The sequence below is a fragment of the Thermofilum uzonense genome, assembly GCF_000993805.1.
GTDB lineage: Archaea > Thermoproteota > Thermoprotei > Thermofilales > Thermofilaceae > Thermofilum > Thermofilum uzonense.
The window spans coordinates 422,691-438,905 of record NZ_CP009961.1 but is presented as its reverse complement, the minus strand read 5'-3'; the positions used below and the strand labels follow the sequence as shown (position 1 = coordinate 438,905).

Below are 16,215 nucleotides of genomic sequence, written 5' to 3'. Positions count from 1 at the left end.
AATATTAAAAAGGTACAAGGCCCTGGAAAATTACAAGATCATTAAAGGTGAGACTCCCATGCAACGCTCTGGCAAAATCATCCTGCAAGACTTTTTTGCGAGAAAACCCGATACAGTAGCACGTCAGCTCTTAGGTAAACTCTTGGTTAATATTAAGCTTGACATGGCAGGAGTTATTTTAGAAACAGAGCCTTATTTTGGCCCAGAAGACCCAGCTTCTAGAGCCAGGAAAGGGGGAGACCTGGCAAGGACGATGGCCTCTCAGCCCTGTACTGCTCTGGTCTATGGTGTTCATAGACAGTGGCTCCTAAACATAGTTGCACATGAACCTAACTCTCTGGGAGCTGTACTGATCAGAGGCATCCTGCCAGTTAACGTTGCAAGTGGGACTGCTGCCGGCAAAGCGATATGGGGGCCTGGAAGAGTCACAAGGTATCTGGGGATCAATAAGGACCTTCACAAAAAGTTTCTCTGCTCTGAGGATAGCGAAGTACGACCCGTATATTTTCTAGATATAGATGAACCTTGTGTTTCTAGATCATCGAGGATTGGCGTCCGTGAAGACCTCCCGGAACCATTAAACTTTAAGATTAATTGCATTGATGAAATCAACAGAATGCTTAAAAAATGATTTGAAAATTACTTTAAACATAAAAAATTTTTTAATAACGAGAAAGAAAATGAATATTAGCCTACTTCTGCATTTCAATTTAATGCTGGTTGAAACCTGGCGAGTGTACCAGCCGGACTGCCCCGTTGTTGAGGCTTCGGAGAAACTTCAATCAACGAGGCTTGAGGCGATATCCTCTCGCGTCTCCGGTAAGTACATTCAAGGCCATCTAGCCGTAGAGACACGCGTGCTGAGAGAGCTGATAAACGTGTTAAGGAATAGCCCGCGTATTTTAAAGGCAGAGATCCTCATGAAAGGAGTAGGTACTTCTATCATCTCACTTGCAATGCATCGAACTAATTTAATGAATTCTTTATCCGGGAATCCTAAGCTCCTATGGTTTAGTCCGATATTTGCCAAGGGGGGTTACGAGTACTGGATAGTTGTTTCTTTGGGAAGTACGCGTATGATCCGTGAAGCCCTGAAAGCAAATAATCATGAGATTAAGGTGGTGAACTCAAGAGTTCTCCCTGGGGCTTACCCGCGAATAGCTTCAATCATACAAGCCTGTACGAATTTGACGGATGTTAGCCGTAGAGCCTCAACTCCAGCTAACGATGTGATAAACGATATACTTTCAGGATCAACTCTTGGGAACGTGGCTCGGAAGCACGGGTACTCGAAAAGCTACCTATCGAGAAAGAGAAGAGAAGCATTAAGTACCTGTAAAGAAGCGTTGGATGCTTTAAGTTTGATATTTAAATTTTTTGATGAACCAGGTTGAAACATATCTTTATTTTTTTCCCCTTGAGATATTTTAATGCTGAGCCCCATGAAAATAGTAGATTTGACTGTAGACCTTAAAACGAATACACCAGTCTTCCCCGGCTACCCTATCCCCATAATCCATCAATGGACGAGTGTGAAAGAGCATGGCTATTATAGCAATGTTCTCATGTTGGTGGAGCATACAGGTACACATGTTGACTCCCCGGCACACTTCATAGAGGGGGCTCCGACAATTGACAAGGTGCCACTCGAGAGATTCATGGGTAAGGGCGTTGTAGTGGATGCCACAGGTCTTGGACCTAAGGCACCTATTACGCGTGAGTTTTTGGAGAAAGCCCTTAAGGGTAAGGGTGTTGGCAAGGGCTGGGTCGTCCTTATAATGACGGGCTATGACTCTAAAGCCGGGACACCCGAGTGGTTTAACCATCCAGGCCTAGATGAAAGCGGGGCCAAGTATCTGGCAGAACTCGAGATTAATGCTGTGGGTATCGATGCGCCTAGCATTGACCAGGCACCCTTCCCAGGACACAAGGTGTTGCTTCCCAAGGGTATAGTTATATTTGAGAACCTGACCAACCTAAAAGAACTTGTAGGCAAGAACTTTCACTTCTACGGTTTCCCCCTTAAAATCTCCAACGGTTCAGCAAGCCCTGTGAGGGCATTGGCTGTTCTTGAGTAGGAGAAGCACCATGTCTAAACCATCTCATATTTTTTCTCCTCTCGCTGAGCAGCTAGAACCAGAGGGGGCATTCGTATACCTTGACCTAGCCAACGAGGCGAGGCGAAAGGGACTCGATATAATCAGCTTCGGCATAGGGCAGCCCGACTTCCAACCTCCACGAGAATCTATAGAGGCTGTCAAGGAGGCGTTGGAAAAAGGAAATACGAGATATATATCTCCGCTAGGCCTACAGGAGCTACGCGAGATGATAGCGAGGTATGTTAGCCAGAAGTACGGTGTGGACGTGAAGCCGAGCGAGGTCGCTGTCACCGTCGGGGCTAAAGCCGCCCTCTTCATGGCAATCTCGCTCCTGACTAGACCAGGTGACGATATCATAGTGCAAGACCCCGCTTTTCCAACCTACGAATGCGTGGTACGTTATGCAGGCGGAAGACCAGTATTTGTGAAACTCAGAGAAGAGAACGACTTTAGGCTTTTACACGAAGACGTGGATAAGGCCTTGACTAGTACGCGTAAACCAAGGGGTATGATTATTAACTCGCCTCACAATCCTACAGGCTCCGTTCTCGAGAAGAGTGACGTTGAGGGGTTGCTCGAACTCGCGAAAAGGAAAAACATGTACGTCATAAGTGACGAGATTTACGAGGACTACGTCTACGAGGGAAAGCATTACTCCTTCCTTTCAGACCCAGAGTGGAGAGATTATGTCGTCTATATAAGTGGTTTCTCCAAGACCTGGGGCATGACAGGGTTCAGGATTGGTTATGTTGTGGCCAACGAGAAAGTAATCAAGGCCATGGACGTTTTTGCCACGAACATGTATAGCTGCCCACCCGCACCCCTCCAATTCGCGGCAATCAAGGCTCTAGAGCTAGGGATAGACTGGTTTAAGCCCAAACTCCAGGACTACAAGAGGAGGCGTGACATGGCCTGGGAGGAACTGTCTAAAATTCCAGGCGTCCACGTCGTGAAGTCAAGGGGCGCTTTCTACCTGTTCCCCAACGTGCAAGAAGCTTTACAGAGAACAGGGCTGAAGAGTGTCGACGAGCTAGCTAGACAACTACTGTTCGAGAAAGGCGTTGTACTGCTTCCCGGGACGGCCTTTCCGCTCTGGGGCGGTGATGGCTATATGCGACTCTCTTATGTGCTTCCTGAGGAAAAGATACGTGAGGGTTTGAGGAGATTTAGGGAGTTTATTGTGGAGAAAGGTGGTGTTTCATGAGTGTGAAGTATAAGATTCCTATTGAGATAACAGTTGCTTATCTAGCAGCCCTGAGCCTCCTCGTAACGCTTCCACCCCTAGGCCTACCTGTATGGGCAACCTTCGTTACATGGGCTGGTTACTTCGCACTCGGCGCCGACAAGAAGGCCTTTAGGGAGCTTTACAAGGCCATTCCCCTGGGAGGCATCTTCGGATGGCTGGCGGTCGTGGGCTTTGATTTTGCCATAAAGGCTATGCCTGGCATACACTGGATAATCCCCGTAATGATTGTCGAGTTCCTAGACGTCTTGGTGCTCATGTACATTATATCTTGGTTCAAGTTCGTGGGTGCCGCCGTCTTCTTTGCTTTTCCCAGCTACTTTGGAACCTATTACGGGGGGTTCTTCCCAAAGACGGGCGACTTGATCACCGATGCCACCATGGCTCTTGTCTGGCAGGTCGCCGCGAACCTGCTTGGTCCAATTTTCGGGTTCTTGAGCATATACCTCTCGTTCCCGGAGAAAAGGTGAGCAAGTGAAAGCGAAGTTCTATGGAGTCATATCCCCGTTTATAACTCCCTTCAAAGAGGACTATACGATTGACGAGGAAGCCGTCAAGTGGCTGGCTAGACACCAGGCTGAGAACGGTGTCCACGGCATCTTCCCGAATAGCACTACCGGAGAGTTCGTACACCTCTCTAGGGAGGAGTCAATAACAATTACACGGCTAGTACTCGAGACTGTAGGCGGGAAAGTCTGGGTCATCCCAGGAATTAGTGCCAATTATACTGAGGAATGCGTCAGCCTGGCAAGAACCTTTAAGGAGATGGGCGTTGACGGCGCCGTGGTAACGCCACCGTACTTTTTCAAGGTATCTCCTGAACGACTAAAGGTACACTTCTCCACAATACTAGAAAAGGTAGACCTCCCTTTAATCATCTACAACATACCCGCCACCACGGGCATAAACATCCCTGTGAGCCTATACCAGCAACTGGCCAGGGAGTACAGCCACCTCGCGGGAGCGAAAGCTACCATCGAAAGCTTCACCTACTTCAGGCAACTGATACAGGCAGTTAAGGCTGAAAGGAAAGATTTTGCCGTCCTGACAGGCTTGGACGACCTTTTACTCCCAGTGCTTATGATGGGCGGAGACGGGGGTATAATGGCTCTCGCAAACGTAGCCCCACATCTACACAGAGCCGTGTACGACTCCTTTATAAGCGGCGACCTAGCGAAAGCGGTCGAAAACTGGCATAGACTGCTAACCCTCACAAAAGTTTACGACTATGCAACATCTTTCCCGACCTCTGTGAAGACTCTTCTAGAGGTGCTTGGAGCTCCTGTAAAGCCGTATGCTCGGAGCCCCCTGACACCTGAGAGCAACGATGTTAAACAGAAGATTGCCCAGGTAGCAAAAGAGTTAGGACTTAAAATTTAGTTTTTCTCTTTTTCCATCCCCTATATCTTCCAAGGAGGATGTCTAGTAGGAAATACTAACCTTAATTAAGGTAAAGCCACTACCCCTATGTGGATGGCTCTAAAAGGAATCAAGACTGAGAGAGACTATACAGCCACGAGTAATATCGAAGAATTTTCCATGAAAGCAAATACTACTTTTTCCTTTCTACGCCCAACTTTAACCCTTATACTCGTCGCCGCTATAACAGCCTCCTTGTTTCAAGTATACGGTCAGCCCGCGGTAGAATATCATAGCATTCAGGCTCCTAAAAAGCTCCTCATATACTACGGTTATCCGAGTCTATTCAACGGCAGCGAGAACATAGATGAGGCTGTAAGCCTCTTCAACAAGTATGACATAGTTGTCCTGGGAGACGGCCTCGAGTGGGAGAACCACACGGAGCACGAGAACACGATAAAGCTTGTGAAGAAGTCGAAAGCTGTGTTCTATGGCTATTTAGTCGCGGCACAACCAATAGAAGCCGCTAGGCGTGCAATAGACGCCTGGGCTGCAATGGGGGTTCAAGGCGTATTTCTAGACGAGTTTGGCTTCGACTATATTATCCCGAAGATTGCTCATAGCGCAGAGGAGGCGAGGAGACATCAGAAAGAGCTGTTAGATCATGCTCGATCCAAGGGTCTTATGATAGCGGTTAACTTCTGGTTCCCCGAGGATGCATTCCGGGAGGTCGGAGGGATAAAGCTTAACCTTACAAACGTGGCCGTAACAGTGGAGCACGCGATCTACGGCTTTTGGGAAAAAAAGGAGGAATACATAAGGCACTACTACGCCATGGTTGCTGGTGCACGAGCCGCGGGTTCACAGGTATGGTGTATCGTGTCGACAAGCGCGAAAACCTCGTATGAAAACAAGCTCATCGGTTATGATGCACTCACATACATATTCAGGGACTGCGACGCCGTAGCTATTCAAGAGGACTACGCCGAGGACAGTAATGTCTTCTACTCCTTCGCCGAAGCCCCCCGATGCAGCCCTATCTTCAAAGGGGTAAACGTGCCCTTGTGGCCTGGTCTCTCACTTTCTCTGCTGTCGAGTCTCCTTGAAAGACTCCACGAGATAGGCTTCAACGCTGTCCAGTTCACAGTCTATTACGAAATGCCTTCACCTAAATACAGCATAGTAATACCCTCAACCGCTACAGTCACGGACGATTTCCTACGCGAATCTATCAGGACTGCCAGGAAAATAGGCTTAAAGGTCTTCCTAAGGATAGGTCTAATAGTGCAGGGAAGCTGGCCAGGAGAGGTTCAGCCCTCTGACCCCGAGACATGGTTTAAAAGTTATAGAGCATTCGCTCTGAAATATGCAGGGCTAGCCGAGGAGGAAAAGGTTGACGCATTTGTCATAGGCACGGAGCTTACGCTCGTCCAGAACAATCCCCGATGGAGGAGCATAGTAAAGGAGGTAAGAGAAATATTCTACGGCCCAATATCATATTCAGCGAACTGGGGCTCAGAGGCCACCATCTTCACAGATATGTTAGACTTCATAGGTGTTGATGCGTATTACCCGATACTTAACTCCTCCTCGTGGGACTACATACACTCCACACGTATAGCCCCGTTGATGTACGTTTACGGTAAACCAGTAGTATTCCTGGAGATAGGCTATAGAAGCGTGTCTAACGCCGGTCTAAGACCTTGGGACTGGGAAATGAAAGGATACCCCGACGAAGAGCTGCAAGCAAAGCTATGGGAGATATTCTTTACGAGTGAGTATAAGCGGCTATGCGGCTTCTTCCACTGGGGTGAAGCCGTCTGGCTTGAGGGACCTACAGGCTATTCAATTCTGGGAAAGAAGGCTCAAGGTGTTTTTGAGAATTACCTATCACTTGGAGAAAAAACTCAGAATTCCTCTCCCAGGCAGGTCACGCAATGTAATTGTGCACAGCTGACAGAGGAGTTACAAAACTGTTGCTCTCAGTACAACATATGCACCCAGAACCTTTCACAGGCTATGGACATACTTAACCAAACCAGAATGAACTGTTCAGCCATCATAACGGAGCTGCATAAAGAAAACCGTGATCTAAAGAACCAAGTAGAAGAGCTCAAGGAGAAAATCGTCGATTTAGAAAAACAATTTAACTTCGCAATCCTGGTCTCTACCGCGTCTATATCCCTTCTAACAATAGTTGTACTACGCCTTTTTCAGAAAACAAAGGGCCTGGTGAGACCTAGCTAAGGACCTTAAAGTACAGCCTTCAAGATAAAGCTCCGGGGATAAACTGTATATTTTTAATATCATGCTGAGATGATGCTGAACAAAATTCGTTATACACGTAGTAGGAAATTAATACCCCTAATTTCGTCATAGAAACATGCTGGGGGAGAGGAGGGCAACCTCACCCGGGGTAGTGGGCTAGAGAGCACAACCCTCCCAGCCCCAGCACTACTTCCGCCTCTTTATAATCTTGGAGGAAGATACTGTATGTCCTTTCCGCTTCCCATTCCTCAAGAAAACCTTCAGTCCTAGTTGAGAGTTCTCCAAGCTCGCTAAGCGTTGCTTCGATGCCGCAGAGTGCTTTCCCTTGGTCTGGCAGGGTTTCCACGTATACCCTGAAAGCGGCTATGCTTGCGCATGTGTACCTCCTCGATCTCCTCGCTAATCGCCTGGTATGCCCTCCTTTCCTGCTCCTCATGCTCGACACGCAGCCTACAGTCTCGCATGGCTGTATGACTCCCCCATTAAAAGCATAACAGTATGGAATAAAGCAAGGTTATACTTTTACCCCTTTCCACGGGTCCACTTTTTAGAATGAAACAATAAGCAGTAGTATTAGCGCCGCTATAGGCCGTCAGGTGGCCTGTGCCCGGGGCGAAGAGGAGAGGAGAGCGCCTTGAGGCGTGCAATCCCATGAGACCCGTCGCCACACCCACCACGGCGGGGGTGGCTCCGACAAAAATGGAGGGTCGAAATCTGTGGGGTGCGACGTGATAAGAGCATAATACTAAAAAAGGAAGACCACACGGGAGCCCTGTGCCGCTGCTGCGACTATAAGTACGAGGATGAAGAACCAGGGAGCCATAGCTGTAGCATACACCTTAACGTCGCTTATAGCACGATAAGAGGCATAGATAACTGCTGTTAAGCTCGCAAGGAGCAGGTATATGAATATGTGGAAGGATAACTTTGATATAAAGGATGGAATATAGGGAACCAGGTAGGCTATCATAAAGCCGTCAATAAAACTGAGAACAAGGGCCAGTATAAAGGCGTCTAGTTCCTCCCTAGAGGGCCTCCCTTTCAGGAGGCGGAGCACAGCTACGACAAGCATGGAAACAAGGCCGGTGAGAACAGGAGTTGCCAGCTCAGGCATAATTCTAGCTCTAAACTGAGATATATAAATAATCTAGTTTAAAAAACTAGTTATTAGTGTATCAAGATATCCTTGAAACATCGAGGCTTATACAATTGGCCAATTGAACTAGAAACTATTTAAATCATAGGAAATTCGTTGGAATGGTGCACGCCTATGGCTGAGGGGCCGACCCCATTGTTCATAAACGTTTACATGTACGCGATTAACAAGGCTTCTGCTCGAGTTCTAGGGAAGAGCGCCACAGTGCTTTCAAGGTGTGTAACCGATGACCTGTGGCAGTACCTGGTCTCTAGGGGTTTACTACCTGAGAAGCCCTCACCTGAAGACCTACGTAGACTTTTTGTCGAGACACTGGGTGTTGCGCGTGACGTGGTCTACGAGGAGAAAAGTGGTGAGGTTATATTTACTTTTAAAGGGGTTACTCTAAGGGAGTTTATGGAGGCCATCATGAAGGAGAAGCTCCAGCCGGTTGTTTGCCCCTTTACTTCAATACTGGCAAAGGCATGCGAGGAAATGAGTACCGGGAAGCTTGTGATTTGGAAGATAGAGCCTCTTGATACGGAGAACCTTCGTGTTATATGCAGAAGGACTTTAAACTAAATCTTTAGAAGCTTCAAAAATTGTATTTCGTATCTCTAAAGAAATTTTTAGATTCAAAAATTCGAAAATGAAAGCATAAAGTATAAAAAGCATGTGTCCCTGTGAGAGTCAGGAAGATGAAGAAAGAGTATCTCAGGCTCCACGCTTTCCTCTTAACTACCCTAGTCGTATGTGTATATTCATCCTATGCCTATTCCGCCCCCTTGCTTCTCGTAACTCGTCCCGGAGTCCTAGTCGAGAGGACTACCACCGGAAAAATCACCTCTTATACACTGACACTAGTAATACCCCCTCTGACCGGTTTATCAAGTGAAAGGCTGGCATGTTTGAGCGAAGCTAATGTGGTTAAGAAACAAGCGTCTACAGGCTCCGTCGAGGTTAAAGATGGGTGCGTCTATTTTACTGTGCAAAACCCCAGCCTAGAGCCACTTAAAGCTGAAGTGGTGCTTGAAGTGGAGGAGATTCCAAGTGTTCAGCCACAGCCCCCTGTAGCTCTCATAGCGGCTGTCGCTTCCGTGGCTGCAGCATCATACCTGACGATGACTGAGGGGGGACGGGAGAAGCTTTTCACGGCTCTCTCATTACCCGTCTCTTATTACGTATCGCGTTATGAAGACGTTTCGAGAAGCCCTAAACGCGTAACAATCCTCGAGTACGTTAAAGCTAATCCCGGCGTAACAACCAGGAGAATCTCGAGAGAGACTAGCATAAGCTTCGGAGAGGTCCAGTGGCACCTGAGCATATTGGAGAGGCTAGGCTTCGTGGAGCGTGTAAGGATCGGAAAGTATTCTTGCTATTACTACAGGGGCACACCGTTAGAGGTGTGGCTTTCGAACTTCGTTACAAGGGAGCTCAGGACAAGCATTAATGCAGAGGCCTTGAGAAAAGCTAAGCCTCGATTCGAGTTCTTGGCCCAGAGGGGACTCATCCCATATAATGAGGTTCAGTTGATCGTTACAAGAGAAAATGGAAGAAAAACCTCCAGTTAAAGAGTTTAAAATAAAAAAAAAGGGTAATCTTTCCCTACCCTCTACCTATAACATCTAACTAAAAAATTTAAATATCCTAACCCTTCCAAAATAGCTGAAAAGGTGAATAAGCAATGGCAACAGCGCGTAAAACAAGCACAGCCCTACTGCTAGCATTACTAGCAATCACAGCATTCGCCGCCGCTGCAGTCACACTTACAAACATAACTGAGTGGCACATCAAGGCACAATATCCTCCCATCGTCAAGGTCGCTGGCGCTGATACTGGGACACTTGTTACCGTTACAACCTCCTCTGCCAGTGATGGGACTAACCGTACAGTAATCACACTGACGGGATTCACTGGAGACCCTACCCGCTATGATGAAGTTCTTAAGATATGTAACAAGGACGCTAGTAAGTCGTACACTGTACAGCTTGTCTATAAACAGGTGCTCAGCGGGGACTGGACCTACGTGCAGTATTTGAAGCTATGGCTTGGCTCTAGTGGCCCCATCACGATAACTTCAAGCGTTGCTACCGGCACAGCTACAGCGACAGTCGGGCCTAGCAGCTGCGTAAGCGTCCCTGCCGAAGTACTGGTTAAGCCCAACGCACCCACCGGCACGGAACTCATAAGTATAGAGGTAGACGTGGTCTCAACAGGGTAAAAATAAAAAAGAATAGTTTTTTCTCTATAATTTTCCTCTTACCAGGTGGGGATACGTGCCTAGCCGTAGAAGCCTCTACATATCTTTCTCAGTGATTGCACTCATAGTCGCGCTACTCATGGTTATATATTCCCCCCTAGGCCTCCAGGCTGTCGTAGCGGGAAAGATCAAGGATATAGTCGTGCAGCCCTCTTCTCTCACACTGTATGCCTCGCGCGCGAGAACGTTCTGCTACAGCAACGTAATCCAGGTGTCAAATCAGGGTAATGCTGGTTTATCCTACATGCTTAACTTCAGCCTTGAGGGCGCACCTGAATACTTCGAGGCTAGGGCCGGCAACAAAAGCGCTCTCATCCTTGGAAAAGGCGTAGCTGTTGCCAAGCAGCTTGAGCTGGGGCCCGGCGAGTCTATGGGTTTGACTATATGTGTTTTACCACCTTCTCCCCCACAGCTCGTGATGAGGATCTGGGATCCACGCTACCCTGCGGCCACGGAACAAGCCATAAAGATAACGGTGGCGGAGACCGACTGGTGGGACAATGGCTTCCCTAGGAGGATATCTTTAACACCTGTCACTTCTCGGGAGGGGGTTGTGCTTTTCGAGATCCTAGGCTCCGGGGATGTGTACGCAAACGGTCTCCGTGTGGGGAGAATCCCGCCTTTGCAGGACATGCGTTCCGACTCTATAGCAGTAGTTTACGTTAAGGAAAACATGAGCTTTCTCTTACCCTTCCAGGTCGAGGCCTGGGAAAGGGATTCCGACGGGGTTGTCAGGCCTAAAGGTCTAAGGAATGAGACGATCAGAGAGTACGACAGGCTCGTCTTCGCCGCGCACGTGAGCAACGACTCCAGGATCGACATATATACTGGAGGCAAGATGCGGGAGAGCTTTAACCCGGGCCTCAGCTACAGCGATAATATATTCGAGGCTAAAGGCTTCCGCGTACAGCTGGAAGAGTCTGGCTTCACGGCTCCAGGCACATACGTCAACCTCTCCGGTAGAATAGCCTACACCTACCAGCAGCACAAGACGTACTACAGCGACCCGGGGAAGTGGCGCCTAGTAGCTGTGGGCCCCGTGCGTGCACTTGCCGCTTTCAACACCAGCGGCCTCTCAGAGTACACTTCGGAGGCCTTCCTGGCTTTCTGGGGACTAGGGTTGAACTCGGTGAGCGTTGAGGTATGGCCCTCGGTCACATATAGAGGCATCATACTTGAGTGGGACTTGCCCCTTATCCGAGGCAACGCATCCATCCGCTTCATATGCGGCACCACGTGTAACACCCTCCCGGCTAGACTTGAAGCATGGGGTGTCAGGCTGTGCGAGAACTACTGGACGCCCGGAGCGCGTTACGGCCACTTCACACTATTATTCAACTGGACAGCCCTAGGTGAGGTTAAGATGTTCAGGGTCAGAATTTCAAGCTTCCCGGGTGTCTAGTTTGGTCGTAAAGACAAATAGGAGAAAAATGATCACATATGTTTTGCTGGGCTTAATGTTAGCCGTCTTCACCAGCGGGGCCATCGTTTTCTGGAATATCACAGCATGGAACATATTAGGAAGTACCCCGCCGGTAAAGAAGCTGGCTGGGACTGATCTTGGGAATCCTAGCTATGGGGTTAAGAATGCTTCAGTCTACTACAGAGTTGAGGATGGATACAACGTTACTTATGTAGAAGTTATTGTTCCAAGGTGCCACTGGACGACATTTAACCCGGTACTCATTCTATCCTCCACTAATACTGTTCCAGCAATCCTGAAAGCGGTATCAATCTCAGGTCCCTACCTCTCTCAGCTCTCAACGGACATCAGCATCGCCGGAGTCCTTCAGGTCAGAGTGACCAGTGGCAGTATTAGCCAGAGCTCTGGGCCGCCCGTTAGTCTCCCCTCTTCTGCCGGTTTACGCGTGCTCATAGGTTCAGGCGCACCCCTGGGCGTAGAAGTTGCCAGGCTCGAGACGTGGCTCTTGTACAACTATAGTAATGCGCGTGTTAGCCAGAAAATTGTGTGGATCTTCAAGACCCCCTCAAGTCCACCACGCGTTGTAATATTCTATAATGGCTTCGAATCCGGAACACTAACGGGATGGCAGTACACAAACTACGCATATGCGGAGCAAAAAATAAAAGACGTAAAAGTTACTGAAACGTGCTGGGCCGACGTTTTTCCTGTGCCTCAGACAATAACGGATACCACCAGACCTGTTGCTGGTAGCTGGCTCGCATGGATAGGTTTCAGAAACCAGGTCGCATGCGAGCCTGTTCCTGCTAGGGACGACTACCTTCAGACAGCCGTAAACGTGCCGAGCTCTATAGATGGCGTCGAGGTTCGATTTGTCAACGTGACCTTCTGGTGGAGGTTCTTGACCTGGGACAGCGCTAACTACGACTACATAAACCTTGTTCTCTCGAAGGGTGCCACCACATACTACTTCAAGCAGCGGTACAACCCCAACCCTGGAGACAATTATGGCGCGTTTAAGGACACTGGGTGGCAGAGGAACAGTACGATATTCAGCGGGCTAGCCGGGAGCACCGCCACGCTGACATTCCTTCTGCACACCTACAGCGATCAGTATTATAGGAGCTGGCTCTATGTGGACGAGGTGTACTTCATAGCGGTATTTGACTGTATTCCCGCATATGTCGATCCTATACTGTACTCGACCCAGCAGTCAAGAGTCCAGCAGGTGCAAAGTACTCAAAAAGCATCAGTTGAAGGGATTGGTGCTACTCCACTCATTTCAGGGAGGTAATGTCTCCCATACTCAGACCTTTGGAAAAACTAGAGTTCTAAGATGACGTGCCACGAGAAAATAGTTAAACTGGTTTCAAGAGCCTGATCAGGATGCTACGGGAGGACAGAAGAATAGTTTATATAAATTAGATATAGCGCTACAGCGATCATCACTACGGCGAAAATCCTCCTCAGGGTTCTCCTCGGCATGCTTGAAGCCACCTTGGAGCCGATCCATCCTCCAGCTAGTCCTCCCAGCAGGTAGAGCGTGCTCAGGAGGGGGTCTACGAGGCCGGCGTGAACCAGATATGTGGCCGCGGTAATGAGGCCGAAGGTTCCGACAGCTATAAGGGATGTTCCTATAGCTCTGAGAATATCCATCCTCGTGCTAAATAGCAGCGTCGGGACGACAAGGAATCCTCCACCTATGCCGAAGAAGCCCGAGGCAAACCCTACAGCTGTGCTTGAAAGGAAAAGTCTAAGCCAGCTATGCCTTGTCCTGCTTATGGAAAAGTCTTTTTCCTCATCGGGCTCGCTGCCTCGCAGAACATAGAACGCCATTGCGATCATAGCTAAGCCTAGCATAAAGATTAAAGATGCCCCGTGTACTGCAAGCCCTACCCGTGCCCCCAGATAGCTACCCGTTGCCCCTAGCAGAGTAAAGGTCGCACCCTCCTTGAGACGTACGTTTCCTCTTCTCCAGTGTATAAAGGCGTTAATGTAGGCGTTAAGCCCTACTGCCATGGCCGTTGTTCCAATCGCTATATGGCTGATATAGTCTATTGTGTAGCGAGGATCATAAGCGAGGCCTACAAAGTAGAGCAGCAAGGGTATTGCAAGTAAGGAGCCCCCGCCTCCAATTAGAGCTAGAGAGAAGCTCACGATAAAGCCGCTAATTAAAGTCAACGCGACCTGTGTCATAGTTAGGCTAAGCATAACTGGAACCTTTGCTCCGGTGGGCGTTATAAAACGTTTGTTTACCAGCTCACCTCCCTTAGTATTTGAGCCAAAACTCTGCTTCACGCGATGCCTGGATTTCACCATAACGAGTTCATCTTTGGATCTGAATTTTTGAAGCTTGATTTACCTTTTGAAGTCGGGTTACTTTCTTCATTGGTCATCCTATATCATTATAAAGAAGCGCCGTGTTCACCGCTGTGACTATCAAGCCCGCTTTTAGAAAGTCTTTTAAAATTATGGTCGTGTTCATTCTTGATTCAAGGTATTCGAGAATTATTATGTTGGAGGCTGCACCCAGGGGTGTAAGGTTCCCCGCGATGGTTGAGGAGAAAGCTAAAGCGATCCAGTATAATTCGTCGTGTCTCGTATAGCCGAGGCTCTTCATGTATATAGTAAAGAAGCTTGCGAAGGGCACGTTGCTAATAACCTGACTTATGAGGAGAGAGGAGAACGTAATGGAGGCTAAGGCTTGAGGACCTTCCATTCTGTGCGGCATCATCATGCTTAGGAGGGGGGTGAATACCCCACTCCTCCAGACGCCTTGCATGGTGATAAACATCGATATGAAGAATATTATTGTCCCCCAGTCTACCTTGCCTAGAAGTTCTCTTGGATTACTAGATACAATGTATAGCGCAGCAGCTATGAAGAAGGGTATAAGTCCTCTTTTCTCGACGTAAGGAAGACCTAGAAGCTGCATAAGATCGTTCGCTATAAGGATTAACACCGTTGATACCAGGCCGAGTGCTCCTAGAGCGGCATCCCTCTTATTAGTGATTGATTCTCCTGGAATCAGGATTAGGCTCTTCCTCTTCTCCTCAACCCCAAAGAGCTTCACGAGTATCATGGGAGTTATGACCAGGTTGATGAGTGTTGGTACAAAGAGCATACGGAAGAATTCGTAGAAGGGGGCTGTGATACCCGACTCCTCAACAATTAACACATTCTGAGGGTTTCCTATAGGGGTTGTAACTGAGCCTATTGTTAGGGAGAAGGCTAGGAGAAGAAACATAACCCGGGGATCTATGTCAAGCGCCCTTGAAACCGTGTAAGCTAAAGGCGGACCCATAAAGGCAACGGTATCATTCATGGATATCGCGGCGAGAAGGCCGAAGAAGATTGATGAGGCCAGGATTAGATGGTAACGAGATTCAAAGTGATTTATGAACCAGAAACCCATAAGGTTGAAGAGGCCTGAGGACTCCGCCAGGCCTACAATGCTGAACATGCCTACTAGGAAGAGGACTACGTTCCAGTCGATTATTGACCCGACCTCGTCCAGCCTTACGAGCCCGAAAGCGATTGTTAGAAAAGAGGTGAAAGCCATTATGCTCCATATGGGAATGGTTGGTTTTCTACTCCTGGCTATCATGGCTCCCAGGAGGAAGGATAATATTATGAATCCTAGTAGATGAGACACACCCATGATGGTAGACCCGTTAGCCATTTTGGACACAAAACAAAAAAACTTACTTGCCTCTAGCAAAATTTATTAAGATTGTTTAATAAAAAGAAGTATATGGCGTCGCATGCTTCTTCTCTAAAGCAAAACATGCCTTTGATTAGCTTCCTTACCGGATTATTAATGGTTATCATAGTTTTCCTGGTTGCATTATACTCCGCTCTTACTTACCAGCGAGTACCCCCTCTTACCGACTTAACTCAAGGGATAGGAACGCTTGCCACTGAAGGACTCTACCTGCTCGGAAAAATAGCCTTTCTCTCTGTTGCCCTTGCCGCGGGCGTCCAGCTCTTAAAACATGGCCTCTCAACGGGACGAAGCGAGTATGTGGCTTAAACTCTTAGCACTGGTCATTTCTTTTTTCGCCATAGTATACACTCTATCCCCACTGGTATTACTATTAAACCATCTCAGGGGAGGGGGACGAATAGTATTATTTAGCTATACTGTCCTGGGAGTAAAGCCATCAGGAAAGACTCAGATTGAAATAACATTTACCTACACTGGCCCTATCCCCATCCATGAATACAGCTTAAGCATTAAGCCCTATTGTCTCACATGTGTGCCTGTTACCAGGGAGGGGAAGATCCTTAATCCCGGTGACAGTATACGTGCAGTGCTGGAGTTGGACAGCACTACATCCCGTATCGAGTTCACTTTTTCAGGCTCCCTAGCCGGTATATACAGGTTTAAAATCTCATACAATTTTACGGGAGGCGTGGGGTTCTAGT

Annotated in this window: 18 protein-coding genes; 14 read left to right on the top strand and 4 right to left on the bottom strand. The window is 48.1% G+C overall.

The window, feature by feature from the left end; translation table 11 throughout:
* The first annotated feature begins 58 nt into the window (after positions 1–58).
* The 7 genes from MA03_RS02330 to MA03_RS02300 all read left to right on the top strand — a co-directional run bounded on the left by MA03_RS02330 (position 59) and on the right by MA03_RS02300 (position 6,948).
* Positions 59–631: a DNA-3-methyladenine glycosylase gene (locus tag MA03_RS02330; protein ID WP_236944914.1), complete on the top strand. Its 573-nt coding sequence runs from the start codon at positions 59–61 to the stop codon at positions 629–631.
* Positions 632–713: 82 nt separating this feature from the next.
* Positions 714–1,394: a hypothetical protein gene (locus MA03_RS02325; protein ID WP_191118673.1), complete on the top strand. Its 681-nt coding sequence runs from the start codon at positions 714–716 to the stop codon at positions 1,392–1,394.
* A gap of 48 nt (positions 1,395–1,442) precedes the next feature.
* The gene (locus MA03_RS02320) at positions 1,443–2,078 is read left to right on the top strand and encodes a cyclase family protein (protein ID WP_052884869.1); all 636 of its coding nucleotides are present in this window, start codon (positions 1,443–1,445) and stop codon (positions 2,076–2,078) included.
* A 10-nt stretch (positions 2,079–2,088) separates the two neighbouring features.
* Positions 2,089–3,303, top strand: a complete 1,215-nt coding sequence (locus tag MA03_RS02315) for a pyridoxal phosphate-dependent aminotransferase (RefSeq protein WP_052883728.1) — start codon at positions 2,089–2,091, stop codon at positions 3,301–3,303.
* A complete protein-coding gene (locus tag MA03_RS02310; protein WP_052883727.1) occupies positions 3,300–3,812 on the top strand; it encodes a DUF1097 domain-containing protein in 513 nt (170 codons plus the stop codon). The genes MA03_RS02315 and MA03_RS02310 overlap by 4 nt, the downstream gene beginning before the upstream one ends.
* Positions 3,813–3,816: 4 nt before the next feature.
* Complete coding sequence (gene dapA / locus MA03_RS02305; protein WP_052883726.1) at positions 3,817–4,722, top strand: 4-hydroxy-tetrahydrodipicolinate synthase; 906 nt, start codon at positions 3,817–3,819, stop codon at positions 4,720–4,722.
* Positions 4,723–4,815: 93 nt separating this feature from the next.
* On the top strand, positions 4,816–6,948 hold the full coding sequence (locus tag MA03_RS02300; RefSeq protein ID WP_191118672.1) for a glycoside hydrolase family 113: 2,133 nt from the start codon (positions 4,816–4,818) through the stop codon (positions 6,946–6,948).
* Positions 6,949–7,108: 160 nt separating this feature from the next.
* Here the strand turns inward: MA03_RS02300 and MA03_RS02295 are convergent, their stop codons facing one another.
* Both MA03_RS02295 and MA03_RS02290 read right to left on the bottom strand, forming a co-directional pair.
* Positions 7,109–7,405 carry a hypothetical protein gene (locus tag MA03_RS02295; protein WP_052883724.1) on the bottom strand — a complete coding sequence of 99 codons (297 nt, stop codon included), beginning with the start codon at positions 7,403–7,405 and terminating at the stop codon, positions 7,109–7,111.
* Between the two features lie 309 nt (positions 7,406–7,714).
* The gene (locus MA03_RS02290) at positions 7,715–8,083 is read right to left on the bottom strand and encodes a hypothetical protein (RefSeq protein WP_052883723.1); all 369 of its coding nucleotides are present in this window, start codon (positions 8,081–8,083) and stop codon (positions 7,715–7,717) included.
* A gap of 156 nt (positions 8,084–8,239) precedes the next feature.
* Between MA03_RS02290 and MA03_RS02285 the strand changes: the two genes are divergently transcribed.
* From MA03_RS02285 to MA03_RS02265, 5 genes are all read left to right on the top strand, one after another.
* Positions 8,240–8,686 carry a hypothetical protein gene (locus tag MA03_RS02285; protein ID WP_052883722.1) on the top strand — a complete coding sequence of 149 codons (447 nt, stop codon included), beginning with the start codon at positions 8,240–8,242 and terminating at the stop codon, positions 8,684–8,686.
* A gap of 116 nt (positions 8,687–8,802) precedes the next feature.
* Positions 8,803–9,675, top strand: coding sequence for a winged helix-turn-helix domain-containing protein (locus MA03_RS02280; protein ID WP_191118671.1), 873 nt, complete (start codon positions 8,803–8,805; stop codon positions 9,673–9,675).
* A 113-nt stretch (positions 9,676–9,788) separates the two neighbouring features.
* Complete coding sequence (locus tag MA03_RS02275) at positions 9,789–10,325, top strand: hypothetical protein (RefSeq protein WP_052883720.1); 537 nt, start codon at positions 9,789–9,791, stop codon at positions 10,323–10,325.
* 55 nt (positions 10,326–10,380) lie between these two features.
* Positions 10,381–11,766, top strand: coding sequence for a hypothetical protein (locus tag MA03_RS02270; protein ID WP_191118670.1), 1,386 nt, complete (start codon positions 10,381–10,383; stop codon positions 11,764–11,766).
* A gap of 1 nt (position 11,767) precedes the next feature.
* Positions 11,768–13,081, top strand: a complete 1,314-nt coding sequence (locus tag MA03_RS02265) for a hypothetical protein (protein WP_191118669.1) — start codon at positions 11,768–11,770, stop codon at positions 13,079–13,081.
* A gap of 95 nt (positions 13,082–13,176) precedes the next feature.
* Here MA03_RS02265 and MA03_RS02260 read toward each other — a convergent pair whose 3' ends face one another.
* Positions 13,177–13,998, bottom strand: a complete 822-nt coding sequence (locus MA03_RS02260) for a sulfite exporter TauE/SafE family protein (RefSeq protein WP_052884868.1) — start codon at positions 13,996–13,998, stop codon at positions 13,177–13,179.
* Between the two features lie 181 nt (positions 13,999–14,179).
* Entirely contained in the window at positions 14,180–15,469 is a 1,290-nt protein-coding gene (locus tag MA03_RS02255) for an ArsB/NhaD family transporter (RefSeq protein ID WP_236944948.1), read from the bottom strand.
* Between the two features lie 72 nt (positions 15,470–15,541).
* On the opposite strand from MA03_RS02255, the gene MA03_RS02250 reads away from it, so the two are divergent.
* Both MA03_RS02250 and MA03_RS02245 read left to right on the top strand, forming a co-directional pair.
* Entirely contained in the window at positions 15,542–15,820 is a 279-nt protein-coding gene (locus MA03_RS02250) for a hypothetical protein (protein WP_191118668.1), read from the top strand.
* Positions 15,783–16,214 (top strand): hypothetical protein, encoded by a 432-nt coding sequence (locus MA03_RS02245; RefSeq protein WP_191118667.1) that lies wholly within the window; start codon positions 15,783–15,785, stop codon positions 16,212–16,214. The genes MA03_RS02250 and MA03_RS02245 overlap by 38 nt, the downstream gene beginning before the upstream one ends.
* Position 16,215: the final 1 nt, after the last annotated feature.

What these genes read in the sequence shown, in the direction of transcription:
- MA03_RS02330 (WP_236944914.1), top strand. Translation starts at nt 59, where the DNA reads ATGCAACGCTCTGGCAAAATCATCCTGCAAGACTTTTTTGCGAGAAAA.
- MA03_RS02325 (WP_191118673.1), top strand. Translation starts at nt 714, where the DNA reads ATGCTGGTTGAAACCTGGCGAGTGTACCAGCCGGACTGCCCCGTTGTT.
- MA03_RS02320 (WP_052884869.1), top strand. Translation starts at nt 1,443, where the DNA reads ATGAAAATAGTAGATTTGACTGTAGACCTTAAAACGAATACACCAGTC.
- MA03_RS02315 (WP_052883728.1), top strand. Translation starts at nt 2,089, where the DNA reads ATGTCTAAACCATCTCATATTTTTTCTCCTCTCGCTGAGCAGCTAGAA.
- MA03_RS02310 (WP_052883727.1), top strand. Translation starts at nt 3,300, where the DNA reads ATGAGTGTGAAGTATAAGATTCCTATTGAGATAACAGTTGCTTATCTA.
- MA03_RS02300 (WP_191118672.1), top strand. Translation starts at nt 4,816, where the DNA reads ATGGCTCTAAAAGGAATCAAGACTGAGAGAGACTATACAGCCACGAGT.
- MA03_RS02295 (WP_052883724.1), bottom strand. Translation starts at nt 7,405, where the DNA reads ATGAGGAGCAGGAAAGGAGGGCATACCAGGCGATTAGCGAGGAGATCG.
- MA03_RS02290 (WP_052883723.1), bottom strand. Translation starts at nt 8,083, where the DNA reads ATGCCTGAGCTGGCAACTCCTGTTCTCACCGGCCTTGTTTCCATGCTT.
- MA03_RS02285 (WP_052883722.1), top strand. Translation starts at nt 8,240, where the DNA reads ATGGCTGAGGGGCCGACCCCATTGTTCATAAACGTTTACATGTACGCG.
- MA03_RS02280 (WP_191118671.1), top strand. Translation starts at nt 8,803, where the DNA reads ATGAAGAAAGAGTATCTCAGGCTCCACGCTTTCCTCTTAACTACCCTA.
- MA03_RS02275 (WP_052883720.1), top strand. Translation starts at nt 9,789, where the DNA reads ATGGCAACAGCGCGTAAAACAAGCACAGCCCTACTGCTAGCATTACTA.
- MA03_RS02260 (WP_052884868.1), bottom strand. Translation starts at nt 13,998, where the DNA reads ATGCTTAGCCTAACTATGACACAGGTCGCGTTGACTTTAATTAGCGGC.
- MA03_RS02255 (WP_236944948.1), bottom strand. Translation starts at nt 15,469, where the DNA reads ATGGCTAACGGGTCTACCATCATGGGTGTGTCTCATCTACTAGGATTC.
- MA03_RS02250 (WP_191118668.1), top strand. Translation starts at nt 15,542, where the DNA reads ATGGCGTCGCATGCTTCTTCTCTAAAGCAAAACATGCCTTTGATTAGC.
- MA03_RS02245 (WP_191118667.1), top strand. Translation starts at nt 15,783, where the DNA reads ATGGCCTCTCAACGGGACGAAGCGAGTATGTGGCTTAAACTCTTAGCA.